Origin of the sequence: Campylobacter concisus (genome assembly GCF_902460545.1) — a bacterium.
In the GTDB taxonomy this organism is placed as follows: Bacteria; Campylobacterota; Campylobacteria; order Campylobacterales; family Campylobacteraceae; genus Campylobacter_A; species Campylobacter_A concisus_AE.
This window is the reverse complement of sequence record NZ_CABPUE010000008.1, coordinates 35,833-48,015: the sequence shown is the minus strand read 5'-3', so window position 1 is coordinate 48,015 and position 12,183 is coordinate 35,833. Positions and strand designations below refer to the sequence as shown.

12 protein-coding genes are annotated in these 12,183 nt (G+C 36.8%); 9 read left to right on the top strand and 3 right to left on the bottom strand.

The window, feature by feature from the left end; all coding sequences use genetic code 11:
- The first annotated feature begins 139 nt into the window (after positions 1–139).
- The 4 genes from FZ949_RS07170 to FZ949_RS07155 are packed head-to-tail and all read left to right on the top strand — an operon-like array spanning position 140 to position 3,780.
- Positions 140–1,258: a bifunctional 2-C-methyl-D-erythritol 4-phosphate cytidylyltransferase/2-C-methyl-D-erythritol 2,4-cyclodiphosphate synthase gene (locus FZ949_RS07170; protein ID WP_103580257.1), complete on the top strand. Its 1,119-nt coding sequence runs from the start codon at positions 140–142 to the stop codon at positions 1,256–1,258.
- Positions 1,255–2,145: a response regulator gene (locus tag FZ949_RS07165; protein ID WP_148790296.1), complete on the top strand. Its 891-nt coding sequence runs from the start codon at positions 1,255–1,257 to the stop codon at positions 2,143–2,145. Before FZ949_RS07170 ends, FZ949_RS07165 begins: the two co-directional genes overlap by 4 nt.
- A complete protein-coding gene (locus tag FZ949_RS07160) occupies positions 2,123–3,304 on the top strand; it encodes a sulfate adenylyltransferase (protein ID WP_103580259.1) in 1,182 nt (393 codons plus the stop codon). The genes FZ949_RS07165 and FZ949_RS07160 overlap by 23 nt, the downstream gene beginning before the upstream one ends.
- 8 nt (positions 3,305–3,312) lie before the next feature.
- Positions 3,313–3,780: a phosphatidylglycerophosphatase A family protein gene (locus FZ949_RS07155; RefSeq protein WP_084109307.1), complete on the top strand. Its 468-nt coding sequence runs from the start codon at positions 3,313–3,315 to the stop codon at positions 3,778–3,780.
- A gap of 53 nt (positions 3,781–3,833) precedes the next feature.
- On the opposite strand, the gene FZ949_RS07150 is transcribed toward FZ949_RS07155, so the two are convergent.
- The 3 genes from FZ949_RS07150 to FZ949_RS07140 are packed head-to-tail and all read right to left on the bottom strand — an operon-like array spanning position 3,834 to position 6,167.
- Entirely contained in the window at positions 3,834–4,295 is a 462-nt protein-coding gene (locus FZ949_RS07150) for a response regulator (protein WP_103580260.1), read from the bottom strand.
- A gap of 49 nt (positions 4,296–4,344) precedes the next feature.
- Complete coding sequence (gene hemH, locus FZ949_RS07145; RefSeq protein WP_103580261.1) at positions 4,345–5,298, bottom strand: ferrochelatase; 954 nt, start codon at positions 5,296–5,298, stop codon at positions 4,345–4,347.
- On the bottom strand, positions 5,298–6,167 hold the full coding sequence (locus FZ949_RS07140) for a Gfo/Idh/MocA family protein (RefSeq protein ID WP_103580262.1): 870 nt from the start codon (positions 6,165–6,167) through the stop codon (positions 5,298–5,300). The genes hemH and FZ949_RS07140 overlap by 1 nt, the downstream gene beginning before the upstream one ends.
- 167 nt (positions 6,168–6,334) lie before the next feature.
- On the opposite strand from FZ949_RS07140, the gene alaS reads away from it, so the two are divergent.
- Genes alaS through FZ949_RS07115 form a run of 5 tightly spaced genes read left to right on the top strand, consistent with a single transcriptional unit; the run spans position 6,335 to position 12,151 of the window.
- Positions 6,335–8,893: an alanine--tRNA ligase gene (gene alaS / locus FZ949_RS07135; RefSeq protein ID WP_103580263.1), complete on the top strand. Its 2,559-nt coding sequence runs from the start codon at positions 6,335–6,337 to the stop codon at positions 8,891–8,893.
- Entirely contained in the window at positions 8,890–9,390 is a 501-nt protein-coding gene (locus FZ949_RS07130; protein ID WP_103580264.1) for a 3-isopropylmalate dehydratase, read from the top strand. The genes alaS and FZ949_RS07130 overlap by 4 nt, the downstream gene beginning before the upstream one ends.
- Positions 9,387–9,929, top strand: coding sequence for a septum formation inhibitor Maf (gene maf, locus FZ949_RS07125; RefSeq protein ID WP_103580265.1), 543 nt, complete (start codon positions 9,387–9,389; stop codon positions 9,927–9,929). Before FZ949_RS07130 ends, maf begins: the two co-directional genes overlap by 4 nt.
- The gene (locus tag FZ949_RS07120) at positions 9,926–11,854 is read left to right on the top strand and encodes a transglycosylase domain-containing protein (protein ID WP_103580266.1); all 1,929 of its coding nucleotides are present in this window, start codon (positions 9,926–9,928) and stop codon (positions 11,852–11,854) included. Before maf ends, FZ949_RS07120 begins: the two co-directional genes overlap by 4 nt.
- A 9-nt stretch (positions 11,855–11,863) precedes the next feature.
- Positions 11,864–12,151 (top strand): ComEA family DNA-binding protein, encoded by a 288-nt coding sequence (locus FZ949_RS07115; RefSeq protein ID WP_103580267.1) that lies wholly within the window; start codon positions 11,864–11,866, stop codon positions 12,149–12,151.
- The last annotated feature ends 32 nt before the right edge of the window (positions 12,152–12,183 follow it).

Genomic DNA, 12,183 nt, shown 5'->3' with positions numbered 1-12,183 from the left:
TTTTTTGATTTTTAAAAACCTCATTTTAGTCCTTTTTTGATTTAAACTAACTAAATAAGCTTTTAAAAATTTACTTTTTAAAAAGAAATTTTGAAGTTTTGAGATGTATAATTCTGTAACAATTTTCAAAGGAGTTATCTTGCTTGATATATCACTTATAATGCTTGGAGCAGGAAATTCTAGCCGTTTTGAGCTACCAGTAAAGAAGCAATGGCTTCGAATAGGAAGTGATCCTCTTTGGTTATTTGCCACTAAAAATTTGAGTAACTTTTACACATTTAAAGATATTGTCGTCGTTAGTAAAGAGTGCAAATATATGTCAAAATTTGCTCCAAATTATAAATTTGTTGATGGCGGCGAAACTAGACAAGATAGCCTAAAAAACGCACTTGAGCTAGTAAATAGCGAATTTGTCTTAGTTAGCGACATCGCTCGCCCTTGCATATCAAGCGAGCTTTTTCACAAGATTATAGAGGCAGCAAGTCAGGCTGATTGTGTGGTTCCAGCACTAAAGATCGCAGACACCGCTTATCTTGGCGAAAATGTGGTTGATAGAGATAAGGTAAAACTTATCCAAACACCACAACTTTCTCGCACAGCACTTCTTAAAAAAGCTCTCAGTAGCGGTGAAATTTACACAGATGATAGCTCGGCCATGAGAGCCATTGGCGCAAGCGTATGGCAAATTTTAGGTGATGAGATGGCAAGAAAGATCACTTACAAAGAGGATCTTACCAAAATTTCTGCTTTAAAAGAGCCCGAAAATGAAGTCTTTGTGGGAAACGGCTTTGATGTGCATGAGTTTGAAAAGGGTCGTCCTTTGATTCTTTGTGGCGAGAAGATCGACTATGAGTTTGGGCTAAAAGCTCACAGTGACGGCGACGTGGCGCTTCATGCGCTAACTGACGCTATCTTGGGAGCTGCTGGGCTTGGCGATATAGGCGAGCTTTTTCCTGATACGGACGCTAAATTTAAAGATATTAGCTCCATTTACTTACTTGAGGAAGTTTACAAAAGGGTGCAAAGCGTGGGCTTTATGCTAACAAACGCTGATATCACGATAATGGCGCAAAAACCAAAAATTTCAAAACTAAAGTCAAAAATGGAGGCAAATATCGCAAAAGCTCTAAATTTAAGCCAGAGCCGTATAAATGTAAAGGCAACGACTACTGAAGGGCTTGGCTTTGTTGGCAGATGCGAAGGGATCGCCGTAATGGCAAGTGCTAGCCTTAAATTTTACAACTGGAAGCAAATATGAAAATTTTAATAGTAGAAAATGAAATTTACTTAGCTGGTTCGATGGCCAGTAAGCTAGCTGATTTTGGCTACGACTGCGAGATCGCTAAAAGCGTAAAAGAGGCATTGAAATTTGAAAATTTTGATGTAATGTTACTTTCTACCACACTTCCGGGCCAGGATTTTTACCCTGTTATCGAAAAATTTAAAAGCTCTATCATCATCTTACTAATCGCTTATATCAATAGTGACACCGTGCTAAAACCGATCCAAGCAGGTGCGGTTGATTACATCCAAAAGCCATTTATGATAGAAGAGCTAGTTAGAAAGATAAAGCATTTTGAGGAATTTAGAAATTTCAAAAATGAGATCAAAAACTATGAAAGTTACGTAAATTACGCTTTAAAAGAGTATGAAATTTCTAGCTTTGAGGCAAAAAAGATAAAATTTCCACTGCTTTTAAAATCAAGCAAAAGCGGATACAGCGATAAATTTATATTTAGCTACGTAAGAGCTTGCAAATTACCATTTTTATTTTTAGGCAAAGCCTGTTTCTCTGAGCTTGAAAAGGCACTAGCCAAAAATGGTGATGAGCTAATCTATATGACAAATTTAGAGGAGCTAAAACAAGAAGAAAAAGAGAAAATTTTAGAAATTTGCAAAAAGAAAAAGGTCGCGATATCAACTAGCGATTTTGCACAAAAAGCACCATTTGACGAGCTTGAGCTTTCAGGACGCGATAAAAATTTCAATATCGATGAGATCGTTACGATAGATGAATATATAAAGTACATAATCGTTAATTATCAAGATAAATTCCCTGATACAGAACTTAGCAAGAAGCTTGGAATTTCTAGAAAATCACTTTGGGAAAAGAGAAAGAAATATGACGTCAGCAAGAAAAAATAGTGAAATTTCTATAAATACCGAAGTTTTTGGTGCTTTGGAGCTAATAAAAAATAAAATTCTCTCAGATTATGACTCGCTGATGGATGATGAACAGATAAAAGAGGTGAGTAAGAAAGGCTATTTTAATGGTGAGCCGATGCCGTATTCTTTTGGATTTGCTCCATTTGGCGAGCTAAATCAAAATATTGCCAGCAAGCTTACTCCTGGACAAAAGGTAAATCTAAGTCTTGATGGTAAGATTGTTGGGCACATCAATGTTGCCAAGGTCTTTAAATTTGACGAGAACATGAGAGCTAAAAATATATTTTTAGCAAACGAAGCTAGCAATGATAAAGAGCTAAATTTAGGCAAATACGGTATTAGTGGCAAATTTGAGCTTTATGATGAAAGTATGCAAATAAGCAAAAATGCACTAAATGATCTAATAAAAGAAGATGGCGCTAAAAAGATAACGGCGGTCTTTTTAACGGCTGATCCATTTAATAGAGCTCACGAGCGTCTTGTTAGAATGACTATTGACAAGGCTGATTTAGTAATCATTTTTTTAATACGAACACGTGAAGAAAAGCACGTTGATTACGAGATTAGAAAGCAAGTGTTAGACTATTTTATACAAAATTATTTGCCAACAAAAAAGGTCTTTGTCTTTGCTCTAAAAAACACGACTCTTTTTAGCTCACATGCAAACCCAACACTTGAGTGTATCGCTGCTTCAAGATTTGGAGCAAATAAGCTAGTCATCGGACAAAATCACTCAGGAATTGGAATGTTTTTTGATCACAATGAAGCTCATACGATTCTTGATATTTATAAAAACGACCTAAATTTAGAGGTAATCGTACTACCAGAGCTAGTTTATTGCAACAAATGCAAGACGCTAGTTAGCACCAAAAGTTGCCCACACGGACAACATCATCAGATCAAATATCATCCAGATGTTATCAAGGAGCTGCTATTTAACGGCATTATGCCACCAGCCATTCTTGTGAGGCCAGAAATTTCTGCACTAGTTTTAAGCAAACTCTTTACAAATCGCTTCAAAGACGTGCAAAAGCTTTGTGATGATCTTTTTGTAAATTCAGGACTGCTTGAAAACAAAACTGACCGTGACTTTTACGAAGAGCTTATGAAGCTTTATCAAACATCATCGATGACTTAAGGAATTTTATGCAAAAACTATTTTTAACTTTTTTTGGATTTGGACTTTTACCAAAAGCACCTGGCACTTGGGGTTCTATCGCTGGTGCTGTAGTAGCTTATTTTGTGCTTTATTTTTTATCATCAACCACGCTTTTTCTAGCTAGTATTTTGCTATTTTTGGTAAGCATTAGCGTTATAGATGATTTTGAAAAAAAGGTAAATTCTCATGACGAAAGTTTTATCGTTATAGACGAAGTTGCTGGAGTTTGGCTTGCTATTGCCATTAGTGGAGCCACGATCTCTCAACTCATACTCTCACTTGTGCTTTTTAGAGTGCTTGATATCAAAAAGCCTTCAATAATAGGCAGGATCGACCGCAATGTAAAAGGTGGCCTTGGCGTAATGGGCGATGATATGGTGGCTGGTTTTTTTGCTGGAATAATTAGCGCAATAATATACGGGGCTGCTATAAAATTTGGCATAACTTTGCCGTAAAAATATAGATTTTTGGCAAAGTTATATTGGCTTAAATATCTTTTATATAAATTTTAAGCAAGTCCTAGCTCATTTAAAACAGAACTTAGATTAACCGAGCTACTACTCTTACTATTAAGATTTTTTTGCTTCTCTAGCAGAGCTTGATTAGCAAGTGCTACATTTAGCTCTTTGCGGTAATCACTTAAAATTTTATCCATTATTTTAAGCAGCTCATTTTTTTGATCCTGTGTTTTTGCGGGATCATCTATGCCTAGAAGTTCTGTTAGCTCCTTTTTCTTTTGAGCTATTTTCTCTTCTATCTTGTTAGAATTTAGCTCGCTTATAAAACCAACTGCGCCGATTTCAGTAAGCCTTTTTTTAAACTGTTCAATCTTATCTGAAATTTTTGCATCGCTTGCGATCTTATCCATAGCAAGGCTTAAAATTTCATCAAAACTATTTTTTTTATCTTTAGTTTTGCCTGCACCTGATTGCAATAGATAATCGATTATGTCGTTATTTTGTACCTTCATATATCTCCTTTTACTGTATTGAGATATATTTTATAAGCAAGATTTATTCCTAAAAGCTAATCTCTTTAGCTGTTTTTGCTTTTTGTAAGATAAAACTAGCAAACTCATCACTAAAATTTGGGCACCAAACAACCTTGTAGAAGCTAAAATTTAGCTCTTTTGCGATCTTTGCATACTCAATAACTAGCTCAAAAATGGTCTCAGAGTTATCTATACAAAAAGAGAGTGGATAGATAAGGGCCTTTTTACTCTTGCACTTTGCCAAAATTTCATTTAGTGAAGGCTCTAGCCATTTTACAGGCCCAAGACGCGATTGGTAGGCTAAATTTATCTCTTTGAAGTTTAATCCGCTATCTTTTATCATTTTACTTAAAATTTGCACATGCTCATTTATATGCTTTTCGTAGACATCGCCTTTATCGATAATTTTTTGAGGCAACGAATGAGCCGAAAAGATAAGCTCCACATCGCTTATATCTATATTATTTATGGCTTCATTTATGTGTGAGATTATGATTTTATTGTAAATTTCATCATCGTAAAATGGCCCACAAAGCAAAATTTTAGCCTTTATCTCTAGCTCATCTTTTGCTTTTTTAAAATCATCTAAACTCGAAGTTATCGTAGTTTGTGAATGATGAGGATAAAGTGGCAAAAGCACTATCTCATCAAAATTTTCGTATTTTTTAAGCACATCTTTTGCAAATGGTGAAGTATAGTTCATCGCAAAATCAACTGCATCAAACTCATTTTGTAAGCTTGAAATTTTATCGCAAAGCTTAGCCGTAAGCTCGCAAATAGGTGATCTGCCACCTATTTGTTCGTAGTTATGCTTAGCCGTTTTTAGTCTACCTTTTGTGATCATAAAAGCTACAAATTTTCTTAAAAATTTATTCTTTATACCCAAAATATAAGGGTCATTAAACATATTTTTTAGAAAAATTTCTACATCAGCAAGACTATTTGCTCCACCCATATTTAAAAGCAAAAGTGCCTTTTTCATCAAAACAACTCCTTAATTTTTATCGCATCATCAATGTTTGAAAGTTCGATGTTTTCGCCGCTTTGACAAAGGTCATAAAAGGCATCATATTGGGCTTTTATTTCATTGTTTAAAGGATCGGTTTTTAAATTCATCTGACCATTTTCATTTACCCTGTGAAGTTTGTAATCAATAAGATCGCCAAAATAAACACCTTCTTTAGCATTTACTTCTATTTTGAAACGTTCTAATGAACCACAAAACGAATCGGTAATATTTACTAAAATTTGATTTTTCATTTTAATGTTAATTCCAACATTATCGCATATTTTGGTATTTGTTTTATTTGCTTGAGTATAAAAAAAGCTGCAAATTTCACTATCTACTAAATTTTTCGCAAGGTCTATATCGCAAAGTGAAAGCTCATTTATAATATTTCCCTCACAAAGTGGCTTAAAATGCGCAATTGAAATGCTATAAATTTCTTCTTCTTTTAAAAGTGCCTTTTTTAATGAAACAATGGTTGGGTTAAAGCGCTCATCAACGCCAGTGCAAACTCTTACTTTATTTACCACTGAAGCATATTTTATCTCTTTTAGCTCGCTTACACTTTTAAATATCGGCCTTGAAATCAAGATATTTTGACAATATTTTGCACACTGACAAAAGGCCTCTACAATCTCATGTTGAGGCAAACAAAGTACGACAGCTTGCGGTTGGGCTACTTCTATAAATTTTTTAAACTCATCAAAAAACGGAGCTCTGCAAGCATCATCTCTATTTTCTTTATCAAAAACTCCACAAACTTCAAATTTGTCAGAACGCCTCAGCTCCATATAGTGCCGCTTGCCAACCAGATTGTATCCAACAATGCCAATTCTGAGTTTCACTAAAGACCTTTTAGTTATAAATTTTTAGGCTATTTTAATTGCAAATCGCTTTTAAACAAATAAATTTATAAAATATATTAAGCAAAAATTAATTTTGTGTTTTTTTATAAATTTACAAACGATTTTTAGCTAAAATCGAGCAAAATTTAAAACTAACGAGGATAAAAATGCAAAATTTAGATATAAGAAAGGCATATCTTGATTTTTTTAAATCAAAAGGTCACGAAGTAGTAGCTTCAGCACCACTCGTGCCAAACGATGCAACACTGCTTTTTACAAATGCCGGTATGGTGCCGTTTAAGAGCATTTTCACAGGCGAAGTGCCACGCCCAACACCACCTATCCGCACTAGCTGTCAGACCTGCATAAGAGCTGGAGGTAAGCACAACGACCTTGATAATGTCGGCTACACAGCGCGCCACCACACATTTTTTGAGATGTTAGGAAATTTTAGCTTTGGCGAATACTTCAAAAAAGAGGCGATCGCTTACGCTTGGGAATTTGTCACAGAGGTGTTAAAACTACCAAAAGATAAGCTTTATGTAACCGTTCATGAAAGCGACGATGAAGCGTTTGAAATTTGGAGCACTCACATCGCAAAAGAGAGAATTTACCGCTTTGGCGATCACGATAACTTCTGGCAGATGGGCGATACTGGACCATGTGGCCCTTGCAGTGAAATTTTTTACGATCAAGGCGCTGAACACTTTAATACGCCTGAGGACTACATGGGCGGCGATGGCGATAGATTTTTAGAGATCTGGAACCTTGTTTTCATGCAGTATGAAAGAAGCGCGGATGGCAAACTAAGCCCGCTACCAAAGCCAAGCATTGATACTGGCATGGGACTTGAGCGCGTTACTGCTATCTTGCAGGGTAAATTTAGCAACTACGACAGCACACTTTTTATGCCACTAATTAGCGAAGTAGCAAAGCTTTGTGGCAAGCCATACGTCTATGAAAGTGGCGCTAGCTACCGCGTCATAAGCGATCACATCCGCTCTGTCACATTTTTGCTAGCTCAAGGCACGACATTTGACAAAGAAGGCCGTGGCTACGTGCTTCGCCGTATCTTACGCCGTGCGATCCGCCATGGATACTTGCTAGGCATAAAAGAGCCATTTATGTATAAGCTTGTCGATAAAGTTTGCGAGCTTATGGGCGAGCACTACACTTATTTAAATGAGAAAAAAGCGGCTGTAAAAGAGCAGATAAAACTTGAAGAAGAAAGATTTTTAGCGACTATCGCGAGTGGTTTAGAGCTATTTGAGAGCGAGCTTAAAAATACAAAAGAAATTTTTAGCGGAGAGGCTGCGTTTAAGCTTTATGACACATTTGGCTTTCCGCTTGATCTAACAGCTGATATGCTTAGAGAAAAAGGCTTAAAAGTCGATGAGGCAAGGTTTGATGAGCTTATGAGCGAGCAAAAAGCACGTGCAAAAGCTGCTTGGAAAGGCAGTGGCGACAAGAGTGCGAAGGGCGATTTTAAAGAGCTACTTGAGAAATTTGGCGAGAATAAATTTATAGGTTACGAAGAGCTTAAAAGTAAAAGTAAAATTCTAGCCCTACTTGATGAGGAATTTAAAAATGTAGATAGCCTGGACGCTGGCAAAGAGGGTTGGGTGATGTTTGATGTCACTCCATTTTACGCTCAAAGTGGTGGTCAGTGCGGCGATAGCGGTAAGATAGTAGGCAAAGCAAATGTGCTTGATACGCAAAAATTTCATGGACTAAATTTATCTTTAGTAAAAACTAATACAGCGCTAAAAGTTAGCGATGAAGTAGAGCTTGAAGTTGGCAGCGATAGAGCCCAGATCGCACGTCACCACAGCGCCACACACTTGCTTCATGCAGCTCTTAGAAACGTACTTGGCACGCATATCGCTCAAGCTGGCTCAAACGTCGAGGCAGATAGGCTAAGGTTTGACTTCTCTCATCCAAAAGCACTTACTAGCGAAGAAATTTCAAAGGTCGAAAATTTGGTAAATGAGTGGATACTAAATAGCGCTAACTCAAAAACAGAACTTATGAAGCTTGAAGATGCTAAAAATAGCGGAGCTATCGCACTATTTAATGAAAAATATGCTGATGATGTAAGAGTCGTTAGCTTTGGCGACGTCAGCAAAGAGCTTTGCGGCGGCACACATGTAAAAAATATAGACGAGATCGGATCGTTTTTCATCATAAAAGAAAGTGGTGTAAGTGCTGGCGTTAGGCGTATAGAGGCTGTTTGCTCAAGGGCTGCGCTAAATTTAGCAAAGTCATTTAGAGCTGAACTTGACGAGCTAAAAGATGAGTTAAAGAGCACTGAGCCACTAAATGCGATCAAAAAGCTAAAAAATGAACTAAGAGTTTTAAAAGACAAACTAAAAAATGCTAAAAATTCTCATGAGCTAGTCTATTTAGATATAAATAAAACCAAGCTTTGCGTCACAAGCGTAGATGGTGGAGATATAAAAACCTTGATAGACGAGTTTAAAAACGAGTATGAAAGTGCTGCTATTTTGCTAGTCCAAGCTGATGAGAGTGGCAAAATTTCTCTTGCAGCTGGAGTCAAAAATGCTCCTATAAAAGCTGGTGCTTGGGTAAAATTTGCAGCGCAAATCCTAGGTGGCAATGGCGGTGGCAAAGATGACTTTGCAACAGCCGGAGGCAAAGATGCATCAATGATAGAAGATGCGATAAAAGACTCACTTGAGTACGCAAGGCAAGCCTTAGAAAAATGAGTCATTACGATATAGCTTTTATAAAATTTGACCAAGTAGTACTATTTTTGCATGTATGCTTTGTAGCTCTTTTTGTGGGGCTACAAGCCGGTCTTGTGCTTGTTGGAAGTTACTTTATAAAAAATAAATTTGAAGACAAGGAACGCTATCACATCTTATTTCACATTATAAGACGCTTTGGCATTGCGATTTTCATACTAATCCTTTGCGTGATAGCGACAAGTATAGTTATAATTTTTGGATTTTATGATGCAAATTTGACAAATCCTATGGCAAGTGCAATGGTGGCAACAAAATGCGCAATAGAACTATTTTTGCTATTAAATTTAAGCTATATATTTTATAGATACAAAAAGGCCTTAAAAGCACTAAGATCGCATGAAATGATCGAGCTAAATGAGAGTTTGATCGTTATAATTTATTACTTCACACCGCTAAATTTATTAGCTTCCCTAGCAGCTATTTATCTTGGTATAAGCTATAAGGTATTTTTATGATAACACTTGCTTCAAGCTCACCAACAAGGGCAAATTTATTAAAAGAAGCTGGTATAAATTTCACTCAAATTTTTTTCCAGTTTGATGAGGGCAAGATAGAAAAGAACGTAAAGCCTGAAATTTATGTCCAAAATGTCGTAAAAGCCAAAAAAGAACAATTTTTAAAAGAAAATATAGGTCTTAAAAATTTGCTCTTTGCAGATAGCTGTGTGGCGTGTGGAGATAAAATTTTAGGTAAAGCAAAGGACGAAAAAGAAGCGATTGCCATGCTAAATTTACAAAGTGGCAACGAATGCAGCGTCTATACAGCGATGATATTTTTAGGTGAATTTGAGCTTATAAACGTAAGTAAGACTACGTATAAATTTAAAAAATTTAACGAGCATGACCTTAATGAATACATAAAAAATAATGAGTGGCAAGGCAAGGCTGGAGCCATGACGATAGAAAATTTTAATAAAAAATATATCATCTCCCAACACGGCGAAACAAGCACGGCAATGGGGCTAAATTTAAAAATATTAAAGGCATTTTTATGAAATATATCTTGGCATTTATCTTTGTAGTTGCCGTCGCACTTGGTGGAGCGTTTTTATACTTTTATTCGCAGGTGAGATTTGACGCTTATACCATCATCGACTACAAGCCAAAGCTTGCGACACAAATTTTTGATAGAAACAACGAGCTCATCGCAAATATCTTTGAAGAAAATAGAATTTACGTAAAATATAACGACATCCCGCCGCGTGTCATAGAAGCACTCGTGGCTATCGAGGATACGAGCTACTTTGAGCACGGCGGCATAAACGTAGAAGCCATGGCAAGAGCTGCCATAAAAGATATTAAAGCTAGAAAGCTGGTCGAGGGTGCTTCAACACTAACACAACAGCTCATTAAAAATTTAGCTCTAAGCCGTGAGAAGAAATTTACAAGAAAGATAAAAGAGATCGTGCTTGCCATGAAGCTTGAAAGCGAGCTTAGCAAAGAAGATATCATCGAAAGATACCTAAATCACGTCTATTTTGGACATGGCTACTACGGCATAAAAACAGCAGCTGAGGGATATTTTAGAAAAGAGCTAAATGAGCTAAGCATAAAAGAGGTTGCCATGCTAGTTGGCTTGCCAAAGGCTCCAAGCACCTATGATCCTACAAAGCACCTTGACTTGTCGCTTAGCCGTGCAAATAGAGTGCTTGAGAGAATGTATAGCATCGGCTGGATAAATGAGGACGAGTACCGCAAGGGCGTGCTTGAAGAGCCAGCAGTCTTTGACGATACACTCACAAGAAATAAAGCCCCTTATGTAGTCGATGAGATAATAAAAGAGGCCTCTAAGAAATTTGACGATATAAAAACTGGTGGCTATAAGATACAAAGCACAGTTGATCTAAATGTTCAAAAGATCGCTCAAGAAGCTCTAGTCTATGGCTACAATGAAATTTTAAAGCGCGATAAAAAAGCAAATGCAGAAATCCTAAATGGAGCTATAGTAGTCACTCATCCACAAAGTGGTCAAATTTTGGCACTAATTGGCGGTATTGACTACGCAAAAAGTAGCTATAACCGTGCCACTCAAAGCAAGCGCCAGCCAGGATCTAGCTTTAAGCCGTTTATATACCAAATCGCTCTTGATAGTGGCTACTCAGTCGTTTCTCAAGTGGCTGATATCGCCAGGACATTTGACATGGGAAATGGCAAAGAGTGGACACCAAAGAATTATAGTGGCGGTTTTCAAGGCTACATCACTATAAAATCAGCAATAACCCAGTCGCGTAACCTCGCAACCATAAATTTGCTAAACGATCTTGGTCTTAGCTCGGTTCGTAAGCAACTTACAGATATGGGCTTTAACGATATCCCAGAAAATTTATCTATCGCACTTGGAAGTTTTGGGATTTCTCCACTTGATTTCGCGAAATTTTACTCGATGTTTCCAAATGAGGGCGAGATGGTTGAGCCGACACTTATTAAGCATATAGAAAATAGCTTTGGGGCCTCGATGGATTATGAACCACAAAGAAAGCAAGTGCTAAAACCAGAACAAGCATTTTTGATGACGACACTTCTTCAAAATGTCGTAAATAACGGCACTGGACGCAACGCAAAAATAAATGGCATCCAAATAGCAGGCAAAACCGGCACAACAAATAATAACATCGATGCTTGGTTTTGTGGCTACTCGCCCGATATCGAAGCGATAATCTGGTACGGAAATGACGACAACAGCCCTATGAAAAAGATTGAAGGCGGCGGCAGGACAGCAGCACCTGTGTTTAAGAAATTTATGGAAGGTTACATTAAGCTTTATCCTACTTTAAGACGCGCATTTGAGCAGCCAGATGGTGTTTATAAAGGCTATTATGGTGGTAGTGACGAATACTACACAAACGACTCACCACTACCTCAAAATATACCAGCAAATGATATCATACAAGATCAAGAAAATGATGGATTATTATTTTAGGAAGATAATATGAGGATTAAAATTTTACTTTGTTTAGTAGTCGCAAGTATTGCATATGGCGCTAATCTAAATACGGCCAGCAAAAACGAGTTAATGGGGCTTGGGCTAAGTAAAGGTCAAGCGTTAAACATTATAAAATACAGAAAAGCCCATAAATTTAAAAGCATCGATGAGCTTGAAAAAGTCCAAGGTATTGGTTTTAACGATATGCAAAAAGTTAAAGAAAAACTTAGCATAAAAGAGAATGCAAAAGTCAAAAAAACTGAAGCAAAAAACTCCAAAGGCAAGAAAAAATAATCTTATTTTTTATTTAAATTTTCTAGCCATTT

Excerpts from the sequence above, each read along its gene's own strand:
- FZ949_RS07165 (WP_148790296.1), top strand. The coding sequence starts at position 1,255 with ATGAAAATTTTAATAGTAGAAAATGAAATTTACTTAGCTGGTTCGATG.
- FZ949_RS07160 (WP_103580259.1), top strand. The coding sequence starts at position 2,123 with ATGACGTCAGCAAGAAAAAATAGTGAAATTTCTATAAATACCGAAGTT.
- FZ949_RS07120 (WP_103580266.1), top strand. The coding sequence starts at position 9,926 with ATGAAATATATCTTGGCATTTATCTTTGTAGTTGCCGTCGCACTTGGT.
- alaS (WP_103580263.1), top strand. The coding sequence starts at position 6,335 with ATGCAAAATTTAGATATAAGAAAGGCATATCTTGATTTTTTTAAATCA.
- FZ949_RS07130 (WP_103580264.1), top strand. The coding sequence starts at position 8,890 with ATGAGTCATTACGATATAGCTTTTATAAAATTTGACCAAGTAGTACTA.
- FZ949_RS07150 (WP_103580260.1), bottom strand. The coding sequence starts at position 4,295 with ATGAAGGTACAAAATAACGACATAATCGATTATCTATTGCAATCAGGT.
- FZ949_RS07115 (WP_103580267.1), top strand. The coding sequence starts at position 11,864 with ATGAGGATTAAAATTTTACTTTGTTTAGTAGTCGCAAGTATTGCATAT.
- maf (WP_103580265.1), top strand. The coding sequence starts at position 9,387 with ATGATAACACTTGCTTCAAGCTCACCAACAAGGGCAAATTTATTAAAA.
- hemH (WP_103580261.1), bottom strand. The coding sequence starts at position 5,298 with ATGAAAAAGGCACTTTTGCTTTTAAATATGGGTGGAGCAAATAGTCTT.
- FZ949_RS07155 (WP_084109307.1), top strand. The coding sequence starts at position 3,313 with ATGCAAAAACTATTTTTAACTTTTTTTGGATTTGGACTTTTACCAAAA.